Here is a 25,331-nt window from a genome sequence, read left to right as displayed (position 1 = left end):
AACCAACACCTCCACCACTTCATTTTCATCATGTTCTTCCAGTATACACCTAGTGAAAGAACCAAAAAAAGACCTGACGGCTGTCAGGTCTCTTTTTTCTCATGCATGTTCTTTTCGTTTGCACGATCTGCTGCTTTTTGCGGCTCTATCATTTCATCTTTTGTCTTGCCATCCTCAAAACCGTCTTTATATACAACAGGATACCCTTGATCTTCTAAACTTTTCACTTGCTTACGTGAAGCTCTAATCAATAATCGTACGATTAGTACAGACAATATAAATATAATTACGACAGAAATAATCCCAGGGATGTATTCCGATTTGTCATCAGGAAAATATAAAAAATCCATTGTGTTGATTCCCACCTTTAAACCTCAAGTTTCATCTTATTATACATGATTCAAGCCACTGTTTAATTGAGGAACGTGAACATTTCATGGCAAATGCTTTTCAATCCTTGCTCACTTTACAAACAGAAAAAAGCCGGTTTTCTCAGAAACCGACTCTTTCAACCTACAAGTGTTTTTCAGAAACCACGGTAAACCGTCTATTCTGATGCTCTCCACTTTCGATTTCATCAACAAGCGCGATGGCGTAATCAGCATAGCTAATATAACTCTTGCCTTTGCTATTAACGATAAACCCATCATCACCTTTTTGATAACGACCTGTCCGATGACCTTTCGGATCGAAAAACGCTGCTGGGGTTAAATATGTCCATCGAATTCCTTCTGCTCTTTCTAAATTAGCCAAATTTTGCGATTGGCTACTAGCTATCGACTTAAATGCTTCAGGAAACTCTGGAGTTTCCGCTAGCCGCGTCGTTCTTGCTTCGTCCACAAACAAACTGCCAGCGGCCCCAACTACAATTAAACGCGTGTTCGGCGTTTCTTTAAGTGCGTTGATCAAAATTTTGCCGGCTTCAATATGTTGCTCTGCTCTTTCAGGCGGAACACCAAATGCATTGACCACTACATCAAATGGAGCTAAATCTTCCGCGGTCAGACTAAAAACATCCTTTTCTATAATCGGCACGTTTAAATTTTCGGCTTTTTGTGAATCTCTAACAATTGCAGTCACTTCATGACGTCTTCTTGACGCTTCTTTTAAAATCAAACTCCCCGCTTTACCTGTTGCCCCGATAATTCCTATTTTCATCTTATTCTCCTCCAGTCTTATTCTCTAGATAGACAATAAAAGAATCAGCCTTTTCTTAAGCCATTGGACGGCGACGACATTTCGACGTTCTTTGCTTTTACTTAAAGAATAAAAGGAAGCCAATTGATACACAAACTATCTGCTTATTTTTAACTTATCAAATTTGGTAGGTTTTGCCGATTACCGCGAACTCGACTTCACCGGTATAGGTAGACTTTGCAGAGGTTAAAATTTCCTTTAACTCGCCGTATTGAGGAAGGTGCGTCAGTAATAATTGCTTTGCACCAGACTGTTCCGCAAGTTTACCTGCTTGGCTACCACTCATATGCCCCCCAATAATACCGATGTATTTTTCGTAAAGATTCGATTCTGCGATTAAAAGATCCGCGCCCCTTGAAAAATCCACCAACTCATCTTTCCAAGCCGTGTCTGCAGTAAATACAGCAGTCCGCCCGTTCGCAGTAAACCTCATAGCTAAACAATAGACAGGATGAATCGTTTCACAGAATGTAACTTGCCACGGTCCAAGCTCAAGTGTGTCCGAAGCTTGTATCGCTCGACCTTCTGTAACGCCTTTATAAGAAAGCTTGTGAAATTCCTCTGGATCTTTATCATGTGCATAGATGTACAGTGGTGTATTCCACTCTTTCAATTGCATACCAACCATAGCTGCATGCTGTAATACACCAATATCAGCCACATGATCTGGATGATAATGACTGATGATCACCGCATCTATCTCACGTAATTCCGTGTAATTTTGAACAGCCCCTAATACACCACTGCCACAATCTACTAAACACCGAAAGCCATCTTGTTCGATTAAAAATGCGGAAGTTGCTTCATTTTTATTAGGATAACCTCCCCAAATACCAATCGGAATAATCTTCAAAAAACCCACTCTCCCTTCTACTTTTTCTTTAGTATAACGGATTTCAACCTATTTTTTGTTTAAGCTCTAATTGACCGTGGTATGCATAGTAATAAGAAATTAATTGGAGGGATTACATTGACTTTGAAAATGACAGTCGAAAACGCACTTCAAGCAAAATCAGAAATCGAGAAATTAGAAACACAAGGTTACACGCACGATGATATTTACATTTTCGCCCATGATAAAAAACGCGGAAAAGATATCTCAAAAGCATTAGACACAGAAGAAGTCGGCATGAAAGAACAAGGCTTTTTAGACAGCATGAAAAATATGACTGTCTCAAGAGGCGATGAATTACGCGCTAAAATGGCAGCAGCTGGTTTATCTAAACAAGAAGCAGAAGAATACGAAGAAGAACTCGATAAAGGTAAATTAGTTATTATCGCAAACAAAGACCTAAACTAATAAGTTACCCAAGCATCGCCAGTCTAACTGGCGATGCTTTTTTGTGTTTTTTCACCCCTTTTCATTATGTTGATATTTTTCTCTAAATACTTTAATAGCTAGATTCACTAGGATAATGTGTCTATTATTTCTTTTCCAATTGTGAACCCTCTCGATTTTTGTTATATTTAAATAAGAATTTTATAATTTTTAAAAAACTTATCCATGTATTAACCAGCATCTAGGAGGAACATCATGAAAAGTTTAAAAATGGGGAGTGCCTTTGTTGGCATCATCGTTGGAGCCGGATTTGCTTCTGGCCAAGAAATCCTTCAATACTTCACAAGTTTTGGCTATATGGGAACCGTTGCAGCAATTTTTGCAACCGCTTTATTTGCCTATTTAGGAATGAGTTTAACTCGACTTGGAAGCCGGATGAAAACAACATCACATAAAGAAGCTATTTTTGGCATTAGTGGCAAAATAATTGGTTCTATTGTGGATTACATAATTATCCTGACATTATTTGGCGTAGGCGTTGTGATGATTGCGGGTGCAGGGTCAATTTTCTCACAGCAATTTAACTTACCTGCTCCTCTTGGCAGTACCCTCATGGCGATTTTAGTTGCTATGACGATTATGTTAAATGTAAAAAAAGTGATTGCGATCATCGGTAGTATCACACCATTTTTAATCGTTGCTGTTATCGGACTAGCTGCTTATAGTTTGCTGACGATGGATAATACATTTGCATCATTAAATTCAGTTGCGAACGAACAAGATTCCGCTTTGCCAAACTGGTTCTTATCTGCCATCAACTATGTATCGTTTAACATTGCTGTTGGAGCATCAATGGCGATCGTTATGGGAGGAACTGAAAAAGACGAAAAAATTGCCGCACGCGGTGGTCTCATTGGCGGACTCATTTTAGGTGGACTTATCATATTGAGTCACTTAGCGATTTTCTCACAAGTGGATAGTGTCGGTAGTTCAGCAATGCCATTGCTTTTAATCGCCGATAACCTATCGCCGGTTCTCGGCATCTTTATGTCCCTTATTCTTTTCGGTATGATTTACAACACCGCAGTTAGCATGCTCTTTTCATTTTCAGCGCGTTTTGTAGTGATGGGCACAACAAAATCCCGAATTTTCATTACTGCTGTTGTGCTTGTTGCCTATATCCTAAGCTTTTTAGGGTTTAAAAATCTGGTCAGCCTTTTCTATCCGATCATTGGTTATCTCGGCCTATTTCTTGTCGGAGCTTTAATCGTTGCCGACATCCGAAAGCCACATAAAAAGAACCTTTCCTAACTAAATATCTTCCCCAGCCGTCAAAGCCTGATCTACTGCTTTGACGGCTTTTTTATGGTACGGTAAAAAGAAAAGCGGAGGCAGCCATGTAGATTCGACGGACATAAGACGCATCGGCGAAACGGCATGTTTTCAGCCGTACAGTCGGTGTGACTTATGTCCCCGAGAATCTGGCTGCCCGAGCTAGACAATAAGAAAAGCGGAGGTGCCCGTTTAGCTCCGACAAACTTTAAGCAATCTAGCAAAACAAGGAGGGAGTCTAGTTTATGAATCAATTTATCAAAACACCTCAGCAGCAACTACTCATTGATCAAATTCGTTCCTTACAACCGATTTTCCAATCCCGCGAGAAGGAACTGGATAAACGCGGCTCTTTCCCTTTTGAAAACATTACCGATTTGAAAAAAATAAATTATCATACCTTGACCCTTCCCCAAGAACATGGTGGTCAGGGCTTTGGGCTATACGAATACGTCTTAGCCCAAGAAGCGATAGCGGAAGGTTCTGGAGCGACCGCTCTATCAATTGGATGGCATGTTGGCATTGTATTGGAGTATGCTGAGAATCGCCATTGGCTGGAAGAACCTGCAGATTGGCTAATGACCGAAATCGCTAATGGCGCATTTATTAATACCGCTGCAACAGAATCAAACGCCGGTAGTCCTACGAGAGGCGCATTGCCTCGCACTACTGTTGTTAGTGATGGTGACTTCTATATTGTTACTGGGCAAAAAACCTACACTTCCATGGCACCTGTACTCGATTATATTTTTGTCACGGCCACCACTGAAAATGATGAAGTTATCACAGTTGTGATCCCCCGGCAGTTGGATGGAGTATCAATAGATGAAACGTGGGACATGTTAGCGATGAGAGGCACCGCAAGCCACACATTGATCCTTGATCATGTCCGCATTCCCAAAACACATACACTAAAACGTTCAGGAACTTCAGCATCTACTAAAGGTTGGCTACTTCATATTCCTGCCTGCTATATTGGCATTGCTGCCGCTGCAAGAGCTTATGCAGTGAAGTTTGCAGCAAACTACATCCCAGCATCACTTGGAAAGCCCATTGCACAGACACCGGCCATCCAACAAACGATCGGTGAAATGGAACTCCAGTTAGCTACCGCACGGCATCTGTTATATGGCACTGTAGAACGTTACAATTTAACAGACAACAAAGCCGGAATGGATGAAGCGTTAAATATAACAAAAATAGCCGTGACCCATGCCGCTATGGAAATCGTAGACAAAGCGATGAAAATTGTCGGATCTCGTGCACTTTCTGAAAGCAATCCGATGCACCGCCATTACCTTAATGTTCGGGCTGGCCTTTACAATCCACCTATGGAAGATATGATTAAAAGCCAAATGGCCATAAAAGCCATTCAGCAGTTTACTCAACAATTGGAAACAGAGGGGAAATAAGTGACCAACACAATCATTTGGATTGATGACACAAAAGTATACGCTTCTAATTTTAAAGAAGAAACGCATGAAGAGGCCAACTCTCACCAACACAACCGAAAAATCACCTTCGACTTTAACGTTACGAGCGAAGAGTATCATCACATTGCTACCCTTTTGTATAAAATGAATTTCCGAATCCGTATACCGGCTCTAGATGCCGAATTTAACGCCTCCATTACGGATTATTCCACATCGATTACCGATTTGTACAAACCGGATCAAGTAGCTGATTATCATTTAGAATTGACTGAAATCAACTAGCTCTAAATTTAAAAAGTCCAGATTCTCCTTAGAGAATCTGGACTTTTTTACTCCCGCTTAAAGCGGCTACCCGTTTTCTTTGTTCTCAGTCTTGCCATCAATTCTTCAGCCTGACTTGTTTTTATAAAGGACGTTTCGTGGTCTAACGTGACTGCTAGCTGACCATTTTCCACATCTATTGTAAACCAGGAATCGACTTGACTACCAGCTGGCAATCGATTGGCAGGTAAGATCAATTCAAGTCCTTCTTCTTCTACTAAGATGACTGCATATCGCTCATCTTCAATACGGTCCAAAATCCCTTTCATTATCCTTACCCTCCTATACAAGCTAGGCCCTGATCTTGAATAGCATCTAGCGTACCTTGGCCAATTCCTTTAATGTCGACTAATTGTTCTATATTTTCAAATGGTCGTTTGTTAATAATCGCTTTTGCATACGTTTCGCCTATTCCTGAAATCTCTTGTAATTCTGCTGAGGACGCAATGTTTATATCAACACATCGATTTTGTCCTTCTGTAGGCACACCTTCTTGTTGCGTATTAACGTTATACGTCTCACCGTTTGTTTCCACTACAATTGTGCCATTTACATCTGTTCCATACACTTCCGCTCCTGCATTTTCTACAGCTGCAATTACTTCTGCATGTGGGTGTCCGTATGAATTATCAGCTCCAGCACTATAAATTGCTATTTCAGGAGTCACAGCCTTTAAAAAAGCCAAACTTGTGGATGTGTTCGAACCGTGATGACCTAAATGTAAAATCTCTGCATTGAGATCAATGCTTGAGTCGATCATTTCTTGTTCTTCTCTAACTCCTGCATCTCCAGTAAAGATAAACTCAATCTCCCCATAAGTCATTTTCAACGACACGGATTCTTCGTTGGTAGCACCGCTTATTTCACTTGGATGCAGCACTTCGATTTGAAGAGAGCCAACATCAAAAACATCACCGGTTCTCGGTTCAACATATTCTGTTCCACTTGCTTCGATTGCCTGTAACGCATTTATGAATGTAGCAGAGCTACTTGAATTGCCAGACATCCACACTTCCCCGACATCAAATTCCCCAATCACTTGTGCCAGCTGACCAATATGATCAGCATCTGGATGAGTCCCAACAACAATATCAATATTTTTAATTTCTTGCTGCTTTAAGTAATCGATTACTTCAGTTGATTTCCAATTTCCTGCATCAATTAATAGCGAAAATCCTTCAACTTCTATTAACGTCGAATCTCCTTGACCCACATCGATGTAATGGACATGCATTACTTCTTTATCGTTTTCAACAACAATCGGCTGCTCTGCCTTTTCTTGGTTTTTTTGACTGTCTTTACTTGCTTCTTTTGGTGGATCAGCTCTATCCGTACAAGCTGTCAGTAAGCCTAAACTAAAAATTATCAGTAGTAAGATCCATATCCTTTTTTTCAAAAACTCACTCCCGTTCTTTAGTGAATTTTATCATATACTAAACCGCATGAAAAAGCAGACCAAGATGCTCTCTTGGCCTGCTTTTATCAAGTAGACATATAGTCTCCACCGTTCATATGCAGAAATTGCCCGGTCATGTACGAATTTTGCGGATCTGCTAAAAACACATAAGCTTTCACAAGTTCGTAAGGTTGACCAGGTCGTCCTGCCGGCACATCTTCACCAAAATCGTCTCCGACATTCGGATTTAAATCACTAAAAGTTTTGGTGATGAGAGGAGTCCAGATGGGTCCCGGTGCAATTCCATTTACGGCAATTTCTTCTCGCACCAGTCGGCGTGCTAACGAGCGAGTCATAGCTACCATCGCACCATTCGCTCCGGAATAATCAATCAAATCTGAGTGCCCACGGTAAGCGTTAATGGATGCTGTATTGATGATTCGTGAGCCTTTTTTTAAATGAGGAAGTGCCGCTCTCGTCAAATAAAACATGGCAAACGCTTTAATTTCAAATGTTTTTAAAAGTTGTTCATCCGTAATATCGAGTGGAGACGTTTGAGGATATTGGTAGCCTGCGTTGTTGACGAGGATATCTATTTGACCAAATTCCGCCAAAGCAAATTGTACGAGTGCGTCACAATTCTCCGACTTACCCAAATCACCACTTAGCGCTTTGGCCTCCCCACCATAATCCTCGATCAACTCAATGGTTTTTTGAGCACCTTCGTCATCTCCGAGATAGCCAATGATGACTCTTGCGCCTTCTTTTGCATAAGCAATTGCTACCGCCTGACCGATGCCACTGCTCGCACCCGTGACGATTGCGACTTTACCGACTAACGCACCACTCGCTTTATAGTCTGTTAAGTCAGTATTATCAAATGCGTGATCTGCCATATTGCCACCCTTTCAATTTCTAATACATACTGGGAACTTTCGTTAACTGCCAAACATCATCTGAATATTGTTGAATCGTGCGGTCGCTGGAGAAAATACCCGAAGCAGCTATATTTTTAACACCCATTTCTGCCCAGTTAATTGGGTTTGCATAGGCATCTAAGATTTTCTCATGTTCTTTTGAATAACTTTGTAGATCTTTTAATACAAAATAAGGATCTCCTTCATGCAACAACTGCCCCACGATAAAGTCAACATTCGCTTTTCCTTCTGTCCAATCGCCTTTAACCAGTTCTTCCATTAACTTCTTAATTTCTACGTCCGATTCAATTATTTCTTTCGGATCATAGGAATGATTTTTTTCATAGTCCATTACTTCTTCTGCTCTCATGCCGAATACAAACGCATTTTCTTGGCCAACTTGTTCAAATATCTCGACATTCGCACCATCAAAAGTACCAATTGTCAGGGCACCATTCATCATAAATTTCATATTCCCGGTACCAGAAGCTTCTTTAGAAGCCGTCGATATTTGTTCGCTCACATCAGCTGCAGGGATTAAATATTCTGCGTGGGTCACATTGTAATTTTCAACAAACACAACATGCAGATGCTGTCTGGCTAGAGGATCGTTATTCACTTTGTTCGCTACTGTATTAATCATTTTAATCACTTGTTTTGCAAAGTGATAACTCGGCGCAGCTTTTCCACCAAAAAAGAAAGTACGCGGATATGGTCGATAAGTAGAATCCCGCTTGATTCGGTCGTATAACATTTGAATATGCAAAATGTTCATCAACTGCCGTTTATAACCATGAAATCGTTTAATATGGATATCAAAAATAGAGGATGGATCCACAATAATGTTTTGATCTCGCTGAAGATGATGAATTAACTGTTCTTTTTTCAAACTTTTTATTTCTTGGAAATCTTGAAGAAAGTTTTGGTTTTGAGAGAAATAATGCAACTCACTCAAGCGCTCAGGCTCTTTCATCCACTGCGAACCGATGGTTTCTGTGATCAATCCCGATAACTCTTGATTGGCTTTGATTAACCATCGTCGATGTGTAATGCCATTCGTTTTATTGTGAAACTTGTTAGGGAATTGTTCGTTCAATTCTTTCATTTCACGTTTCTTTAAAATCTCTGTATGCAATTTTGCTACACCATTTACTTTGTAGCTGCCGACTACCGCTAACACTGCCATTTTGATAACTCCATCTTCAATGATGGACAATTTGTGCAGAGTTTCATCATCTTTGCCTTGGTTTTGCAAGCTCTCTTTAAAGCGCCGATCTATTTCTTCAATGATCAAATAAATTCGGGGCAATAACGATTGGATTAAATGACTGCCCCATTTTTCCATAGCTTCTTCTAAAATTGTGTGATTTGTATAGGATATCGTACGCGTTGTAATGTCCCATGCTTGTTCCCAGTCTAGCGTATAATCATCGATTAAGATGCGCATCAATTCTGGCACGGCCAGAGCTGGATGCGTATCATTTATTTGAATGGCAATACTGTTAGGAAGTTTCTCTAAAGACGATTTATGATTGCTAATAATATTTTGAAGCGATGCACTGCAAAGCAAATACTGCTGTTTCAAGCGTAATATTTTCCCCGCCTCTAGAGAGTCGTCAGGATAAAGACGATCTGTGATTTTAGCTGTCTCACGCTCATAAACTGCATACTCTTTGCCAACGGAAGATGCACGTTCTGAAACTTCCGCTTGCCATAAGCGAAGTGTATTAACCGTGCCACCATTTGCTCCAACAATTGGTATATCATACGGTACAGCTTTGACCCATTCTGGATTTTCTACTTTTGTATGCATGCCATCAATTCCCATGACTAATTGAACTTCTCCATAATAAGGAATGTCCACTGCTAGGTCTTCTCTACGGATATCTACATTATTCTTCTCTTTAATCCACTTTGTAGGCTGCTCTGTTTGGTTTCCATCCACAAAATGTTGCGTAAACAAACCGCTTCTGTAACGTAACCCATAGCCATGTCCAGGCAATTCAAGTGAGGCAAGTGAGTCCATGAAACAAGCTGCTAACCTTCCCAATCCACCATTTCCAAGACCCGGCTCGATTTCTAGTTCCTCTATTTCAGAAAGCTCGAGCCCTAGTTCATCAAGACCTTCTTTGACCAAATTGTAAAAGTTTAAATTTAAAAGGTTTTGTCCAAGTACACGCCCAATTAAAAATTCAATTGAAATATAATACAACTGTTTGTCGTGATTTTCTTCATATAACTGGTTGGTGCGCTTCCAACTTTCTTGAACCCATTCACAAGTCATTTCCCATAAAGTTTCATGCGCAAGTTCTAAATTTTTTTCAGTTCCTTTGGCTTCTATTCGATTGATAAAACTTTTCTTGAACTCTTCTTTGGAAGAAAACATAATTGGCACGCCCCTTTAAATTAGCCGTTCATAAAGTTCAGCGTATTCTGCCGCAGAACGCGACCAAGAATAATCACCTTTCATGCCGTTTTTCTTGATTGCTTCCCAGTGATCCGACTGTTGGTAAAAACTCAAGCAACGCTGCAAAGCACTATCAAATGACTCGTCTTTTGAAAAATCACTTAAAAATCCATTTCCTGATTTTAAATTTTCATCATACTCTATTACTGTGTCTTTTAATCCTCCTGTTTTATTAGCTACAGGAACAGTTCCATACCGCATTGAGATTAATTGACTTAGTCCGCAAGGTTCAAAATGCGAAGGCATTAAGAAGATATCCGCTCCTGCGTATAGTAAATGGGCAAACGCTTCATCAAAGCCTATATAGATTGAAACTTGACCTGGAAAATCAATGTCTAGTTCTTTGAAAAATGCTTCGTACTGCTCTTCTCCAGATCCTAATAATACAAATTGAACGTCTTCGTTTGATAATAAGTCTGGAAGTACTTCCTGCAAAACATCGATGCCCTTTTGTCCTGAGAGTCTCGAGATCATCGTTAATAATGGAACATCTCCTCGCTCTGGCAACCCTGCTTTCAACTGAATAGCACGTTTGTTAACTTGCTTACCTTCCATACTCATTACATCAAATTCTCGTGCAATGGATGAATCCGCAGCTGGATTGTAAACTTCTAAATCGATGCCATTTAAAATCCCGATTAAATCTTGCTCTTTTTCTTGTAAAAAGCCATTCAACTTTTCGCCATAAAAATCGGTTAAAATTTCATCTCGGTAAGTAGGACTCACAGTCGTTACTTTATCTGCATAGAAAATGCCGGTCTTTAACGCGTTGAAATTGCCATCCCACTCTACCGGTCCTTCGTCATAATAACGTGCATCCATTTCGAAGTTTTCTAAAAACGTTTGTTTCGAGTACTTGCCTTGGAATTGCAGGTTATGAATGGTCAAAACAGCTTTAGCTGACTTAATCGATTGATAACGCGCATCTTCTCTTAATAAAAATGGAATTGCAGCCGTATGCCAATCATGAACATGAATAATGTCTGGATTTAAGTTACGCTGTTGAACAATCTCAAGTACGGTTCGGTTAAAAAAGGCATAACGTTCCGCATCGTCTGACTGTCCATAAATTTGATCTCGTTCAAAATAGTCATTATGTTCCATAAAAAGGTAGTCAACACCAGCTTGTTCGTATTGAAAAACTCGAAAGGTTTTTTGTTGTCCTTTAAAAGGAATTTCGATTGTTTCTTTAAGAACAAATTCTGACACATACTTATCGGCTATCACACTATATTTGGGTATAATTACAGTGATTTCATGGCCTAATCTGCTAAGCTCTTTCGGTAATGCTCCTAATACATCAGCTAACCCTCCAGCTTTTGCAAAAGGCGCACATTCTGCTGCTGCCATTACAATCTTCATCGTATATCCTCCTTCGTAACATTTGCCCCTTTGCGGAGAACAATCGGTCGTTCTGGCGTTCCGTGTAACACCACTCCTTCGCCGATATATACATCTTTATCAGCAATTACATAAGCTAAGTCGCAATTTTCTTCCACTGTACTTTTTTGCATGATAATGCAATTTTCTACACGTGCCCCTTTTTTAATATACACTCCACGACTTATAAGACTATCAATTACATCTCCCACAATCGTGCTACCGTTTGCGATAAGTGCACGCTCAACATGTGAACCACTGACATACCGTGTTGGTGGTTCGTCTTTCACTTTTGTGAAAATCGGTCGATTTTCGAGAAACAGTTGTTCTCTCTTATCTTCATTTAGTAAATCCATTGAAGCTTCAAAATAACTTTGAATCGAATCGATAACCGCAAAATAACCTTTGTATTCATACTCATTAAATGTATAGGGACTTTTCTTTAAGTTAACAACATCTTCAACGCTTACTACTTGTTTATCTTGATACGTTTGAATTAGTTCGATCAATAGTTCTTTAGATAAAATATACGTTTTTAACTGTACTCCTTTGCTGATAGCTTCCGTAAAGTCCGCTCCTGATTTGATATGCTTTTCAAACATGTCTTTATAGTCTAGTTGAGTAACGATAAAGCTATTCGTAACAATTACGTAAGGTTGGCTGCTCTTTGTGAAAAATTGCAGATGTTCTTCCAATCCAGCAAATGCTCCAACACTCGATATTCCACCATCTCGCTGCGTAACCGGAAGAAAGTATAGCCCATTCTTTCTTCTGTCTAAATCCCAACTTTTCCCTACACCAATATGATCTAGTAAAGAAGCAAGCGGGTAAGATGGAAATACTCCAACCGTACTTACCCCTGAATTAACAAGGTTAGATAATGTAAAATCGATTAACCGATAACGTCCAGCAAAAGGAACAGACGACACAGTTCGTTGCATCGTTAAATCTTGCAACCCCTCTTTTTTTATAGAGGCATCTACTACTGCAAGTAAATTCATCGTTCGCCACGCTCCTTCCATTTTTCTACTTCTTCGTCTGTTAAGAGAACCACTTTGTCCTGTTGATCCACTACCTCAAATCCTTCCGGCACTTCAAATTGGGGTGGAACAATCACTCGATGTAATTTAGCCCCTTTGTGAATCGTCACTCCACTCATGATGACACTTTCCGAAATTACAGCACCTTCTTCAATAACTACCTTTTGGAATATGATGGACTTTGTAACATCGCCTGAAATAACGCACCCCTCGTTTACCATAGAGGATTGAACATTGCCCGTTTTGTTAATAACTTGTGGTGGAAGTTGGGGATTCGAAGAATAAATACGCCATCCAGAATCATGCAGATTCAAGCCAGAATTTAAATCCAGTAAATCCATATTCGCTTCCCAGAAACTATCTACAGTTCCAACATCTTTCCAATATCCTTTAAACGGATAGGCAATCATTTTATCCCCATTGTCCATCATGGCCGGAAGAATGTCATGCCCAAAATCATGGGAAGATTCTTCATTTAAATTATCTGCTTCTAAATATTCTTTTAGTTTTTTCCATGTAAATATATAGACGCCCATTGAAGCCAAATTGCTTTTTGGATTTTCTGGTTTTTCGTCAAATTCCAGCACCTTCATGTTTTCATCGACATTAATAATCCCAAATCGACTTGCTTCTTCCCACGGCACTTCTAGTACAGAAATGGTTACATCCGCTTCATGTGCTTTGTGATAATCAACCAAAACTTCATAGTCCATTTTATAAATATGATCTCCGGATAAAATCAGTACGTATTCCGGATCGCATGACTGAAGAAAAGTGATGTTTTGATAAATTGCGCTTGCAGTTCCTGCATACCACTTGTTTCCATCTATTTCAGCATAAGGAGGAAGCATGGTTACTCCACCATTGCGGCGATCCAAATCCCATGGTGTGCCAAGTCCTATATAGGAATGCAGAACATGGGGTTGATATTGAGTCAAAACGCCGACTGTTTCGATTCCTGAATTGGTGCAATTCGATAGAGGAAAGTCGATGATTCGATATTTCCCACCAAACGGAAGTGCCGGTTTGGCTATTGTATACGTTAATGATTTAAGTCGACTTCCTTGTCCGCCTGCTAAAAGCATCGCAACTACTTTATTATTCACTGTGCTTCACTCCCATTCTTTTTTTGTTTCCATATATTCATCGTAAATGCAGGCAAATTCATTTGGATGGAATACGGCAAGTCATCACTTGGTTCTTCGGTTGCATCTACAATAAGTCTTTGATCTCTATTGTTTGTTGTGAAAACCTTTTCATACCCTGCATATTTTGGAACTCCTAGCTTGAAGTTCTCATAATGCCGCTCTGAAAAATTGCAAACAACAATGCACTCATCTTCTTCCATACGCCCTCTCCGGATAAAAGCTGCTACGCTTTGGTGGTGATTATCCGCATCGATCCACGAAAAGCCGTCCGGATGATCGTCTAATTCAAAAAGGGCCTTTTCTTTTTTATAAAAAGCCAATAACTCTTTTGTGAAATCCGCCATTTTTTTATGATTTTCAGTTTCTAACGATGCCCAATCCAATTCGGGCTTAAACTCCCATTCTTCGAAATGACCAAATTCCTGACCCATAAATAGCAATTTCTTTCCCGGGTGAGTTATCCAAAAGCCTAGCAATAATCTCAGCTGCGAAAATCGCTCGTCGAGTGTCCCAGGGAGTTTATTTAGTAAAGAAGCTTCCCCATGAACTACTTCGTCATGAGAAAGAGCAAGAAGGTAACGTTCTTCGTATTGATACATTAAAGAGAAATTCATTTTCTCATGTACTTCGGAGCGCTTCGAAGGTTGTACTTCCATATAGTCAAGTGTGTCTCGCATCCATCCGAAATTCCATTTGTAGTGAAATCCGATTCCGCCTTTTGCAACGGTATGAGTCACTTTAGGGTAATTCCAAGCATCCTCAGCAATTAATATCACTTCAGGGTGAGCTGCTTTTAAGCTACTCGTTAGTTTTTGTAAAAAACTGGTTCCTTGTTGGTTATAGTGCCGCTCTTCTATGTTTGGAACAAATAACAAACAAATCAGTGCATCCATACGGAAGCCGTCAAACTTAAATTCTTCCAGCCAATAATGGCTACTCGATAAGAGAAAACTTACCACTTCTCCTTTTTCGACATCGAAATTTAAGGTTCCCCAATCGGGATTCATGCGTCGTTCCTCTATCTCGCTTTCATATAAATAATTTCCATTAAAAAGTGCTAAAGCGTGTTCGTCGGCACAGAAATGTCCTGGAATCCAATCTAGTATTAAACCAACCTTATTTTCTGCACACTGGGCAATAAAGTACTTTAAATCATCACTCGTACCATATCGACTCGTCGGTGCAAAATACCCCGTCGTTTGATAACCCCAAGATTCATCTAATGGATGTTCCGTTATTGGCAAAATTTCGATGTGAGTGAATCCCATTTCTAACACATAAGGAATCAATTCGGACGCTAATTCACGGTAGTTTAAAAAATCCCCTTGAGCATTACGCTTCCATGTGCCAATATGCAATTCATAAATAGCCATGGGTTTTTCGAAATGATTGTTGTTTTGAATTTTTTTTTGCTGCAACACCGTTTTTGACCACGTATGCTTAGACGGTCCAACTATTATCGATTTAGTTTGCGGTCGCTTTTCACTCGCCTGAGCATAAGGATCCGCTTTTCGTAAAGTTTCTCCGTTTGGTGTTTCAAGAATATATTCATAGGCATATCCCAATAACTTTCGTGGCACTTGTACTTGCCAGATAGTCTTATCAAGAGGATGCTGTTCCATGTGAAAAACTTCTTCTACTAGTGTTTCAGGATTGGTACAAGCTACCCATACTTTTGTCACATCCGGAGCCCACAGTGTGAAACTTGTTTGATCTACTGAGGTATGTGCTCCAAAATAACAATATGCATCCGTCATTTGTCCAGTATGGAAAGCCTCCAACTTGTCTTCAGTAAGTTGGATGATTGATTGATTCATTTTCACACCTCCAGAGTTTTAGCCGTTCCGTGTCTCTTTTAATTCTACATAAGTAGTGTGAATTCCTTGTTAAGATTCTTGATTATTCAAAAATTTAGTTAAATTCAAAAACTTTAAAACCCTTCTGTTCGCAATGTCTACACATTTCTTTCTACTTAGGCTCTTGTTTGAAAACAGAATATCTACTACGCTTAGGAAGATCACCGTTTATCGAAAGAGAGGTTGACGTTTTTGCGAAAGTATAAAAATCTATTATTTGCTGTGTTAATCAGCATTTTTTTGGGTGCATGTAGCCCAAGTATTGAAGATCCGCTTGAATGGGAAATTGAGGATTTTACATTTACTAACCAAAACAATGAAGAATTTGGTTTAACTGATTTAGAAGGTGAAGTGTGGCTGGCCGATTTTGTCTTTACTAATTGCACCACTGTTTGTTTGCCCATGATGTCGAATATGACAGGTTTGCAAGAACAATTAAAAGAACAAGGACTAGACGTTCAAATCGTTTCCTTTAGTGTTGATCCATTGTTTGATAAACCTGAAGTTTTAAAATCTTATGCTGAAAATTATGGGGCAGATTTATCTACTTGGAACTTGCTGACAGGTTATACTCCACAAGAAATTGATGATTTCGCGATGGATAATTTCCAAACTTTAGCGAGAAAACCTGAAAATGATGACCAAGTGATTCATGGCACTTATTTTTACTTGGTCAACCAAGAAGGTGTGATTATGAAATCGTATGAAGGATTAAACCCACCAGTAGAAGAAATTCTGGCGGATGCGGAAATTTTACTGACGGAGGACTAACTTTATGAAAAAAAAAGAAATTTGGATGAGTGCTCTTCTATTGGCTGTCGCAGTGTTGTTGCTGTTGTTTTTTCTACCAAGAGAAAATAAACCAGCACCAGAAAGTCGTGTCATACTTGAACATACGTATAGAACATATATCGCGCCTTCTTGTTTTGAAGAGGCTGACGCTACAAACTTTTTAGAAGAATCGACGTTAGCAAAGGCTCAAGAGCTTAATTATCCTCCTCATTCCACTTGCACCGAAATCGCTTTTGCGGGAAATCGGGATAGTGGTTTTACACGTCTTATGAAAGAGCTTGGCATTATTGAAAAACAATCAAAGGATTGGTAAAAAAAACACCTAAATTCGTCAGGTTTTCAGGCCTTCGATTTTAGGTGTTTTTGTCTCCTATGTTTTATTTAATGACTTTGACACAAACCGGTGCGGTCGTTTGGATAATATTCTCAACTGTGCATGGGGTACCCGCACGCCCCATCTTCAAAGCTGTAAGCGTATGCGAGTTTTCATTCGCCACAATTAACCAGTCATTTCCAGAAATTAGCCCAAAATGTCTAGGCCCTTCCCCTCCTGAACTCGCCAATCCTAAATTTTCTAATGTCCCATTAGCCTGAACAGCAAAAGAAGCAATACTATCGTGTCCACGATTTGAAGCATAAACAAATTTGCCATCGCTCGATACTGCGATTTCTGCACTCGTATTTTCCCCTTCATAACTATCTGGCACTAACGGCACTAATTGAAGAAATTCCAATTGTCCGTCACGACTGATTTTATAGACCATTAACGTAGAATTCAGTTCATTTACTGAATAGACAAAAGGCCTTGTAGGGTGAAAACTTAAATGACGCGGTCCCGCTCCCGCTTCTGTTTGGACAGTATGCTGATGCGTCAACTTTCCATCAGCCGTATTTAATTTGTAGGTAGTAATTGTATCGGTCCCTAAATCGGATACAAGAAATAGATTTCTGTCTGGCACTTGGATAATTGAATGTGGATGAGCCGCATCTTGTCGATCGCTATTTGGTCCAGAACCTTCATGCTTTGTAGAAAATGCTAACTCGCCAATTGCCCCATCTGCTAATAGAGGATGAACATTAATAGTTGCTCCTGAATAAGTAACAGATAATAGCCAATTTCCTGTTTCATCGATGGTCACATGCGCTGGATGGTCGCCATTCGAAGGTTGCCTATTAATTTCCATCATTTTTTTAGTAGTAGGATGAATCCAGTAACTCACTAGTTCACCATTCCCAACTTCGCTAGTAGCAACGAAACTTGTGCCATTTGGATGAATAGCAAGAAACGAAGGACGTTCGATGCCTCCAATACTCGTTAACTCAGTTAGCTCCCCAGTACTCTTTTCAAATTCCCAAAGTTTAATACCTGGCTCTATTTCGGATGCATATGATCCTGTCAGTATATAACTCGTTCCCATCAAACTACCCCCTAAACTAAATAAGTGTTCTACTCAAAAAACAGCTGAACCCTTCTTCCAACTAAAGTTGAATATCACTTTGAAAATAAAACATATATATTCAGTAAATCCGATGAATTTTTGATACAAATAAGGTAAAGTAGGCTATGAACCCGACGAATCACTCTAAAAAGAAAGAAGGTTGTCCATGAGAAATTTCGGTTTATCTATCCGTGAAAAAAGCATTGTGTGTATCGGTTTTATGGGCGTTGGAAAAACTACTGTCGGAAAGTTATTAGCCTTAAAACTGTACCGCAATTTTGTAGATATCGATGCTGAAATTGAAAAAGAGTTCGCTATGGCCATCCCACAAATATTCGAGCTCTACGGCGAACAAGTTTTTCGTGCTAAAGAAAAGGAATTGATCGAGAGGTACAGTCAACAACCGCTCAACATTATTTCTGTTGGAGGTGGTGCCTTTTTGCAAAAAGAAATTCAAGACCTTTGCATGACTAATTGCATCGTCTTATTTCTCGATATTTCATGGGAATCTTGGAAAGACCGAATCCACATTCTCACAGATAACCGACCTTTACTAAAAGGACGTTCTCTCGAAGATATTAAATCGTTATTTCTTGAACGACAAAATAGTTACTCCCTAAACCACTCTAAATTTCAAATCGATAACTTTAAAGCGGAAGAAGCTGCAGATTACTTAGCAGATGCGCTGAAATTATCTTGGGAAATTCATGCGCCTCAACCTAAATAAAAAGGAAACCGCCACTTAAATGTGGCGGTTTTGTCGTTATAGAATTTCACCTCTATGTTACCTTGTACACACTCCTCGTTTTAATATTCAGTTATTTCAAATTATACGCTATGGGTAACAGGCTTTCAATGTTCCTTCTTTTGAATATTTAAAATGCACGAAAAAGCTTGTCAAAGCTTTTTCGTGCATCAATCGTTGCGCTATAAATGAATCACTGTTTGAATAAATAATTGCACCATAATATAAAAAGCAATGGCAAATTTCAAATTGAATTGCAGACCGTTACGGACACCACTTAGTCCGTTGACACTGCTTAATATAATCACTGGCATAACGAAAGGTGATAAAACAATAGAAATAACGCTTCCTGACGTAACTGCTAACACGACTAATTCTGGGGGGTAGGGAAATGGAATGGCTTCTAATATACCTGTTACTAATACGATAACTGGTAACGGACCTAAGCCTATAAAACCAAGTAAAATTACAATGAACGGCAAAAGAAACAATATGTTTAACAAAGGGATAATCCCCGTCAAAAAATTCATGCCCCCCACAACATACTCTCCAACATTCGATTGATTTAAAATATAAATTAGTAGGCCCGCTGCGACTAAAATACTGTATTGTTGCGCTTGTTTTGCGATTCCTGTTGAAAGATAATACTCGCTTTCACCAATAAAACTTGGCAATCTTCGTTTAATAAGAAAATAGAGAAAAGTCCATACAAGTATAACTAGCGGGATGGTCAGCAAAAACTCGAGCCCTGTAATTTCGTGAACAAAGAAAATGGTTCCAAACAAAGAGATAAACAAAAAAGCAAATTCTGCCACATCCTTATTCCATTTTCCTTGATTCCGAGAATTTTTCATGGCTTTTTCAATTTCATCTCCTAATATCCCTGAAAAGTCCACTCCATCTTTCTTTTCTTGATAATAAGAAAACATGACCGATAAAATCGTCCCGGCTAACGCAAAGAGAAAACCAAGCGCCATGGACTTCCAAAGTGTTGCACCCAAGGCCTCCACCGCAAAAATGAAGCTCGGAATACTAATTACCCATAATGTAGAAAGTCCAAAACCACGGAGAATTGCGGTTCCTTTAAAATTTTCCCACGCTTCCCCTTTGTGATCTTTTAAAAAATTATCGATAAAATGATACATCATTGGCACGACACCAAATAGTAGAAAATGCGAAATAACTTGAGTCATTGCCATAAGACCAAAGTAAAATTTTTGGCTTTGATTTAAAAAGTTATGAGCATAACTCATAATTTCTTCTATATAAGGCTCTTCCTTTAAAACCCAACTAATCATTGGCACTACTAATAGCAAACCTACTAAATTTCTCATTTGCTGTAACCCGCGGATTAAGTCATTACCCAACGAATCGCTTGTGAAAAACAACATAGCTATCGCCATAATCACTAACCCCATTTGCAATTGAAACTTTTTAAAAGGCAGTAAGATTGCAGCAAATAGTAACAGCAAAACACCTAATACCGAAAGCATTAACGTTAATAATGCCGTTTCATAAAAATAGGTGACAAAATGCAGCAAACCATAGCCTGTAACTGAAAATATAAAGCCTTTGGCAGCTTTCGGATTCATTTTATCCCCCCTCACTTATCTTTAATTGCTTGTTCCATTCTACACTTTTTTGTATCTTTATCTTTTCCAATTTGATATTTCCTATTTAAGTTTAAACCTTAGCACACACAACTCTTACAAAACCTTCTACTTTCTTAGATTTTTAGTTTTCAGTTAATATGTGATATGCTCTGAGTTAACAAAGGATTGCATATCAACTCCCTTGGAATATAGACCATATTACATTAAGCAGGACATTCCTGTATAAAAGCTTAACTGCTCAACAAAGCGCTTTAACAGTATAGGGGGAATCAAATGTGGGTGTAACAAAAAACTTCTTTATTGCATTATCCAAAAATCAACCATTAAACAGTGCTGCTAAAAAGTGGGGCTTGAAATTAGGGGCTGGAAAAGTTGTTGCCGGAACTGACATCGCAAGTATGATGCAGTCGGTAAAAGAGTTGAATGCTGACGGAATTAGCGCCACAATCGACAGTCTCGGCGAATTTGTTCACACAAAAGAAGAAGCTACAAAAGCCAAAGAGGCGATATTAGAGACACTGGAAGCTATTCAAGTTTATGGTGTCAATGCCCATATGTCTGTGAAGTTGACACAAATTGGATTAGATGTAGATTTCGATTTTTGCTTGAAAAACATTCAAGAAATCGTAGCTGCAGCTTTCCACTACGACATCTTCATCAACTTAGATATGGAAGATTATGCTCACCTCCAACAAACACTCGATATATTAGAAGCTTTACGTAAAGAGTATGAGAATGTCGGCACAGTCATCCAAGCCTATTTGTATCGCTCCGAAAAAGATGTGGAAACTTTAAAAGACGTTCGACTTCGCCTCGTAAAAGGGGCCTATAAAGAAAGTGCCGAAGTTTCATTCCAAGAAAAACACGAAGTCGATGAAAATTATTTAAAGCTCATTAAGATTCATCTTAAATCCCCTGGATTTACTTCGATTGCTACACATGATCACCACATTATTGAAAAAGTAAAAGCATTTGTAAAAGAAGAAAACATTCCTTTGAATCGCTTTGAGTTTCAGATGTTATATGGTTTTCGTTCTGAAATGCAAAAAGATTTAGCCAAAGAAGGGTATGCCTTTACTACTTATGTACCTTTTGGTCAGGACTGGTATGCGTACTATATGAGAAGACTTGCTGAAAGACCTCAAAACATCAACTTGATGTTAAGAAGCATGATTTCGAAATAACTATAAAGAAGCACCTCTGAAACAAGTTCAGAGATGCTTCTTTTTATTTATCCACATTCCGCACTTGAATAGGCGGTAAGAGACGTTGAATGTTTTTTCGATGCCGTTCATACTGTTCCGGTAGCATCAAGTTTTCCCCTAACGAATTTAATGACTCGTCTATCGCAAATCCTGGCGGGTCTGTCGCAATCTCAAATAGAATGTCTCCATATTCACGGAAATAAATCGCATTAAAATACTGGCGATCTTGAACCGGTGTTACACCTAAGCCATATGTCTCGATTTGCTTTTTCCATTCCAATTGGTCGGCATCATCTTGTGCACGCCAAGCAATATGGTGAACCGTCCCAACGCCCATTTGCCCTACTCCAACAGGAGACAATTTCACATCAATCATGTTCCCTATCTCACTCGCTGCGCGGAGACGCAATAAGCCAACCTCTTCCCCAATTTTTTCAAGGCCCATCACTGTTTCTAATAACTCAGCTGTTTTTTCTGCATTAGCTGTGTACAATGTTGCCCCACCAAACCCTTTAATCGCGACATCTTTTGTTACTCCTTGCGTCTCCCAATTACTGGACTCTCCCTCTTGTCTTTCGACTAATTCTAAATGAAGGCCATGTGGGTCATCAAATGCTAAATAGTGTTCTTCGAAACGACTTTCTTTTGAAAAAGAAATATTGAATTTCTGGAGTCTCTTTTCCCAAAAGGTTAAAGCCCCGATGGGAACTGCATATGTTGTAACGCCCACTTGGCCATCACCAATTTTCCCTTTATAGGCGTTACCCCAAGGAAAGAACGTAATAATGGTACCTGGCTTCGCTGATTCGTCGCCGAAATACAGGTGATATGTTTCTGGGTCATCAAAATTAACGGTTTTCTTGACTAACCGCAACCCCAACACACCGGCATAAAAGTCTACATTTTCTTGAGGATCTGCGACAATCGCCGTAATGTGATGAATTCCCATTGATTTCTTTGTCATTTTGGAGCACTCCTTTTGTGGGTAAATCTATATGCTAATCTTATCATTCTAGTAATCCAGGTTAAAGATATCCACATTCACGCCTACACAATTCTTATTTTTCGATATATTCTCATCGAGGAATATTATCTTCGTATTGTTCTAACTGTTTTTTCTTTTGATTTTTGATTTCCTCGAGATCTTCTTGGCTTTCTTCTTTGTCTTCTTCAATTTCTTCTTTTCGATCTTGTTCTTCGGATCTAGAGATATTGTGGTTTTTTCGTTCTTGTTCTACTTGATCTTTTTGATGTTCTTTAAGTTCTTCCATTTTCTCTATATCTTCGGTATATTGCTCTTCCACTTCTGAAGTAGAGGGAAGAAAAGGTTCGTTGTTAAAATCCGTTCTTTTACCATAACGAAGCATTTCATAAATAATCAATCCGTTATTCGGCATTCCGTTAGCAGTCTTCATGGGAATAACATCAAATAAGACAAAATAAAATGCATAAAAAACAAACCGATTGAAAAAAGTAGCACGATCTTCAAACATGCCGTTGGCCACCAAGGCATTTAACGTAATAGCCACCACTGTATTTAATAAAATCGGGCTTGCGTAAAGGGCGACATAAGCGAACTTTCCTTGTCGTTTTAGCGAATCATATGAAAACCAGCTATATAAATGGTAATATTTCCGTATATCAAACAAGCCGATTTTGAATACTCTTGGACCTGATCCAATCGTTAATCTCGGATTTTTCACACCTAAGATCAAGCTCATCAACAAATAGCCCGATTGTCTTAGAAAGACCACTACCGGTAAAATAATAAATGCAGATATTACTAATGCTATTAAATCGGGTATTCCAAACATTTACTCACTCCTTTCGATAATACAAAAAAATAGCACCTCTTAACTTACCCTCTTGTGTTGTAACCTTACTCGTTCGGCATTTCAAATATATTTCAACTCAGCGAAATTAGTCCGTTGGTCATTCATAGCATTCGTGTTAGCATAATTAATAAGAAAAGAAATCAGAATCAATGAGATAGTTAACCTATACCCGAATGGACAAATATTCAACATACTTCAACAAGTAAAAATCCACTTTAAAGGACGGATCGTGTGAGAGTAAACAGTAAACGTGGAACTCAAAAAAAATGGATGATTGCTTCGCTCTTTATAGCTTTAATCTTTATAATGGTCGCATTCGAGGAAACTACCGCTCCTCCTGATGTTTCAGCATCTATTCACATATCAGGGTCTGCTGCTTTTAGTCCCCCTCCCAATATTCATGAAATTGAGAAGCGAGTCGCAGTCGTAAAGAACTTGTCTTATCACGATTCTTCAAATAGTCTATTGGATATTTATTATCCTAAAAAAACAATCGAGTCAATGCCTATCGTTTTATGGATACATGGGGGCGGTTATGTGGGAGGTTCTAAAGAAAGTCGACAAGATTACGCCATGTCACTTGCGGATGCTGGATACGTCGTAGCGAATATTGATTATTCTTTAGCTCCAGCAACTCGTTATCCAAGTCCTATTATTCAAGCAAATGAGGCACTTGCTTATATGAAAATTCACGCTAGCACCTACGGCGGTGACATGGAACGAGTATTTATCGGAGGAGATTCCGCAGGGGCACAGATTGCCAGCCAAGTTGCCGCTCTTGTATCTAATGCGGAACTCGCTACTGCGATGGCGATTCGACCCTCTATCTCTAGCGACCAACTTCAAGGAGCCTTGTTGTTATGCGGGATATACAATATGAATACATTAAGAGCCACAGCTTTCCCTAATATCGATCGTTATTTAACAGCCTATACAGGCGCAGAACCTTTTGAGTCATTTGCGAAAATCGATGAACTTTCTACCGTTCAACACATTAATTCAGACTTCCCACCTGTTTTTATAACTGTTGGGGATGCAGATCCTTTTGTCTCTCAATCTACTGAACTAGTTGATGTTTTACAGTCTTACGAGGTTCAGGTCGCTTCTGTATTTTTTAAAGACACTCAGAAAAATTTGAAACATGGCTATCAATATGATTTATATACCGATGATGCAAGAGAAACACTCAAAAAAACGATCGACTTTCTTGCTATTTATAGCAAATAAAAAAGAAGCAAGTCGCATACGCGGCTTGCTTCTTTTTTTACACTTTAATTGTTAATGTACTTTTCAAATACATCTCCAAAATCTTTTACATGATATTGATTGCGAACAGACGTCATCCATGTAAAACCAAAATCAGTCAGCTTGGAGTATTGATCATCCAGCGTCACGTCACTTGTTCTTGAATTTTGTAAAACGGTGACCGCCTTATTCAAACTATCGTTTGCCATATTCGTGATAATGGCATTTTCATGCATAATTTCAGCAACTCTTAATAAAGATTTGTACAAATCAGTTAGACGATTGGCTTGCTGTTTTTGAACATCAATTTTAAAAGGCACTGCTCCTACAACAAAGGCAAGTTCAACATCTAAATCAATTTTCCCTGCCGTTTCTAATACGACACTTGAAATGGTGTGCTGCGAATAAGTGTAACGCTTTAATACTCGTTTAGATGACATTGCACTATCTCCATCCACATGAATAATTGCCAGATTTGTAAAGCAATACTCGTCGGCTTTTGTTTTAATCAAAAAATAGATTTTCTCCCCATCTTCGTGCATAACGTAATCATCTGAGTCTGTTTTATCAAAGTCCTGCGGATCAATTATTTTTCCGATATCCGATAATCCTAGCGCTTCTGAAGCCATTTTTTTGAACATGTCTCTCTACCCCTTTGCTTTTAAACTGATTGTTCTATCAACCTTATTTT

General features: G+C 39.1%; 25 protein-coding genes. 9 read left to right on the top strand and 16 right to left on the bottom strand.

The window, feature by feature from the left end:
- Positions 1-83: 83 nt before the first annotated feature.
- The 3 genes from BCM40_RS01810 to BCM40_RS01800 all read right to left on the bottom strand — a co-directional run bounded on the left by BCM40_RS01810 (position 84) and on the right by BCM40_RS01800 (position 2,050).
- Positions 84-350 (bottom strand): hypothetical protein, encoded by a 267-nt coding sequence (locus BCM40_RS01810; RefSeq protein WP_065527416.1) that lies wholly within the window; start codon positions 348-350, stop codon positions 84-86.
- 163 nt (positions 351-513) lie between these two features.
- Positions 514-1,158: an NAD(P)-dependent oxidoreductase gene (locus BCM40_RS01805; protein ID WP_065527417.1), complete on the bottom strand. Its 645-nt coding sequence runs from the start codon at positions 1,156-1,158 to the stop codon at positions 514-516.
- A 157-nt stretch (positions 1,159-1,315) separates the two neighbouring features.
- The gene (locus tag BCM40_RS01800) at positions 1,316-2,050 is read right to left on the bottom strand and encodes an MBL fold metallo-hydrolase (RefSeq protein ID WP_065527767.1); all 735 of its coding nucleotides are present in this window, start codon (positions 2,048-2,050) and stop codon (positions 1,316-1,318) included.
- Between the two features lie 117 nt (positions 2,051-2,167).
- Between BCM40_RS01800 and BCM40_RS01795 the strand changes: the two genes are divergently transcribed.
- The 4 genes from BCM40_RS01795 (at position 2,168) to BCM40_RS01780 (ending at position 5,523) form a co-directional block, all read left to right on the top strand.
- Positions 2,168-2,497 (top strand): YflT domain-containing protein, encoded by a 330-nt coding sequence (locus BCM40_RS01795; RefSeq protein WP_065527418.1) that lies wholly within the window; start codon positions 2,168-2,170, stop codon positions 2,495-2,497.
- 234 nt (positions 2,498-2,731) lie between these two features.
- Positions 2,732-3,787 carry a YkvI family membrane protein gene (locus BCM40_RS01790; RefSeq protein WP_197681398.1) on the top strand — a complete coding sequence of 352 codons (1,056 nt, stop codon included), beginning with the start codon at positions 2,732-2,734 and terminating at the stop codon, positions 3,785-3,787.
- 266 nt (positions 3,788-4,053) lie between these two features.
- Complete coding sequence (locus BCM40_RS01785) at positions 4,054-5,220, top strand: acyl-CoA dehydrogenase family protein (RefSeq protein ID WP_065527420.1); 1,167 nt, start codon at positions 4,054-4,056, stop codon at positions 5,218-5,220.
- The gene (locus BCM40_RS01780) at positions 5,221-5,523 is read left to right on the top strand and encodes a DUF3219 family protein (RefSeq protein ID WP_065527421.1); all 303 of its coding nucleotides are present in this window, start codon (positions 5,221-5,223) and stop codon (positions 5,521-5,523) included.
- Between the two features lie 47 nt (positions 5,524-5,570).
- Here the strand turns inward: BCM40_RS01780 and BCM40_RS01775 are convergent, their stop codons facing one another.
- From BCM40_RS01775 to glgB, 8 genes are all read right to left on the bottom strand, one after another.
- Positions 5,571-5,831 (bottom strand): DUF3006 domain-containing protein, encoded by a 261-nt coding sequence (locus BCM40_RS01775; RefSeq protein WP_065527422.1) that lies wholly within the window; start codon positions 5,829-5,831, stop codon positions 5,571-5,573.
- A 5-nt stretch (positions 5,832-5,836) separates the two neighbouring features.
- Entirely contained in the window at positions 5,837-6,958 is a 1,122-nt protein-coding gene (locus tag BCM40_RS01770; protein WP_065527423.1) for an MBL fold metallo-hydrolase, read from the bottom strand.
- Between the two features lie 86 nt (positions 6,959-7,044).
- Positions 7,045-7,854 carry an SDR family oxidoreductase gene (locus BCM40_RS01765; RefSeq protein ID WP_065527424.1) on the bottom strand — a complete coding sequence of 270 codons (810 nt, stop codon included), beginning with the start codon at positions 7,852-7,854 and terminating at the stop codon, positions 7,045-7,047.
- 19 nt (positions 7,855-7,873) lie between these two features.
- Positions 7,874-10,261, bottom strand: coding sequence for a glycogen/starch/alpha-glucan phosphorylase (locus tag BCM40_RS01760; RefSeq protein WP_065527425.1), 2,388 nt, complete (start codon positions 10,259-10,261; stop codon positions 7,874-7,876).
- 15 nt (positions 10,262-10,276) lie between these two features.
- Positions 10,277-11,704, bottom strand: a complete 1,428-nt coding sequence (locus BCM40_RS01755) for a glycogen synthase (protein WP_065527426.1) — start codon at positions 11,702-11,704, stop codon at positions 10,277-10,279.
- Positions 11,701-12,744, bottom strand: a complete 1,044-nt coding sequence (locus tag BCM40_RS01750; RefSeq protein ID WP_238323742.1) for a GlgC family sugar phosphate nucleotidyltransferase — start codon at positions 12,742-12,744, stop codon at positions 11,701-11,703. Before BCM40_RS01750 ends, BCM40_RS01755 begins: the two co-directional genes overlap by 4 nt.
- On the bottom strand, positions 12,720-13,868 hold the full coding sequence (locus tag BCM40_RS01745) for a glucose-1-phosphate adenylyltransferase (protein WP_083394453.1): 1,149 nt from the start codon (positions 13,866-13,868) through the stop codon (positions 12,720-12,722). Before BCM40_RS01745 ends, BCM40_RS01750 begins: the two co-directional genes overlap by 25 nt.
- Positions 13,865-15,727: a 1,4-alpha-glucan branching protein GlgB gene (gene glgB, locus BCM40_RS01740; RefSeq protein ID WP_065527428.1), complete on the bottom strand. Its 1,863-nt coding sequence runs from the start codon at positions 15,725-15,727 to the stop codon at positions 13,865-13,867. The genes BCM40_RS01745 and glgB overlap by 4 nt, the downstream gene beginning before the upstream one ends.
- Positions 15,728-15,958: 231 nt before the next feature.
- Between glgB and BCM40_RS01735 the strand changes: the two genes are divergently transcribed.
- Together BCM40_RS01735 and BCM40_RS01730 are read left to right on the top strand one after the other, a co-directional pair.
- Complete coding sequence (locus BCM40_RS01735) at positions 15,959-16,537, top strand: SCO family protein (protein WP_065527429.1); 579 nt, start codon at positions 15,959-15,961, stop codon at positions 16,535-16,537.
- Between the two features lie 4 nt (positions 16,538-16,541).
- Positions 16,542-16,871: a hypothetical protein gene (locus BCM40_RS01730; RefSeq protein ID WP_065527430.1), complete on the top strand. Its 330-nt coding sequence runs from the start codon at positions 16,542-16,544 to the stop codon at positions 16,869-16,871.
- Positions 16,872-16,935: 64 nt separating this feature from the next.
- Here BCM40_RS01730 and BCM40_RS01725 read toward each other — a convergent pair whose 3' ends face one another.
- The gene (locus BCM40_RS01725; protein ID WP_065527431.1) at positions 16,936-17,976 is read right to left on the bottom strand and encodes a lactonase family protein; all 1,041 of its coding nucleotides are present in this window, start codon (positions 17,974-17,976) and stop codon (positions 16,936-16,938) included.
- Between the two features lie 187 nt (positions 17,977-18,163).
- On the opposite strand from BCM40_RS01725, the gene BCM40_RS01720 reads away from it, so the two are divergent.
- Positions 18,164-18,724: a shikimate kinase gene (locus BCM40_RS01720; protein ID WP_065527432.1), complete on the top strand. Its 561-nt coding sequence runs from the start codon at positions 18,164-18,166 to the stop codon at positions 18,722-18,724.
- 200 nt (positions 18,725-18,924) lie between these two features.
- Here BCM40_RS01720 and BCM40_RS01715 read toward each other — a convergent pair whose 3' ends face one another.
- Positions 18,925-20,334 (bottom strand): hypothetical protein, encoded by a 1,410-nt coding sequence (locus tag BCM40_RS01715; protein WP_065527433.1) that lies wholly within the window; start codon positions 20,332-20,334, stop codon positions 18,925-18,927.
- A gap of 296 nt (positions 20,335-20,630) precedes the next feature.
- Here BCM40_RS01715 and BCM40_RS01710 point away from each other — a divergent pair, with 296 nt between their 5' ends.
- Positions 20,631-21,539 carry a proline dehydrogenase family protein gene (locus BCM40_RS01710; protein WP_065527434.1) on the top strand — a complete coding sequence of 303 codons (909 nt, stop codon included), beginning with the start codon at positions 20,631-20,633 and terminating at the stop codon, positions 21,537-21,539.
- Between the two features lie 43 nt (positions 21,540-21,582).
- Here the strand turns inward: BCM40_RS01710 and BCM40_RS01705 are convergent, their stop codons facing one another.
- Both BCM40_RS01705 and BCM40_RS01700 read right to left on the bottom strand, forming a co-directional pair.
- Positions 21,583-22,524: a ring-cleaving dioxygenase gene (locus BCM40_RS01705; protein WP_065527435.1), complete on the bottom strand. Its 942-nt coding sequence runs from the start codon at positions 22,522-22,524 to the stop codon at positions 21,583-21,585.
- A 112-nt stretch (positions 22,525-22,636) separates the two neighbouring features.
- Complete coding sequence (locus BCM40_RS01700) at positions 22,637-23,374, bottom strand: hypothetical protein (protein WP_065527436.1); 738 nt, start codon at positions 23,372-23,374, stop codon at positions 22,637-22,639.
- A 252-nt stretch (positions 23,375-23,626) separates the two neighbouring features.
- Here BCM40_RS01700 and BCM40_RS01695 point away from each other — a divergent pair, with 252 nt between their 5' ends.
- Entirely contained in the window at positions 23,627-24,622 is a 996-nt protein-coding gene (locus BCM40_RS01695) for an alpha/beta hydrolase (RefSeq protein ID WP_083394452.1), read from the top strand.
- 44 nt (positions 24,623-24,666) lie between these two features.
- On the opposite strand, the gene BCM40_RS01690 is transcribed toward BCM40_RS01695, so the two are convergent.
- Positions 24,667-25,281 carry a PH domain-containing protein gene (locus BCM40_RS01690; RefSeq protein ID WP_065527437.1) on the bottom strand — a complete coding sequence of 205 codons (615 nt, stop codon included), beginning with the start codon at positions 25,279-25,281 and terminating at the stop codon, positions 24,667-24,669.
- Positions 25,282-25,331 lie beyond the last annotated feature (50 nt).

Origin of the sequence: Planococcus donghaensis, assembly GCF_001687665.2 — a bacterium.
Taxonomy (GTDB): Bacteria; Bacillota; Bacilli; order Bacillales_A; family Planococcaceae; genus Planococcus; species Planococcus donghaensis.
This window is presented reverse-complemented; position numbering and strand designations above follow the sequence as displayed.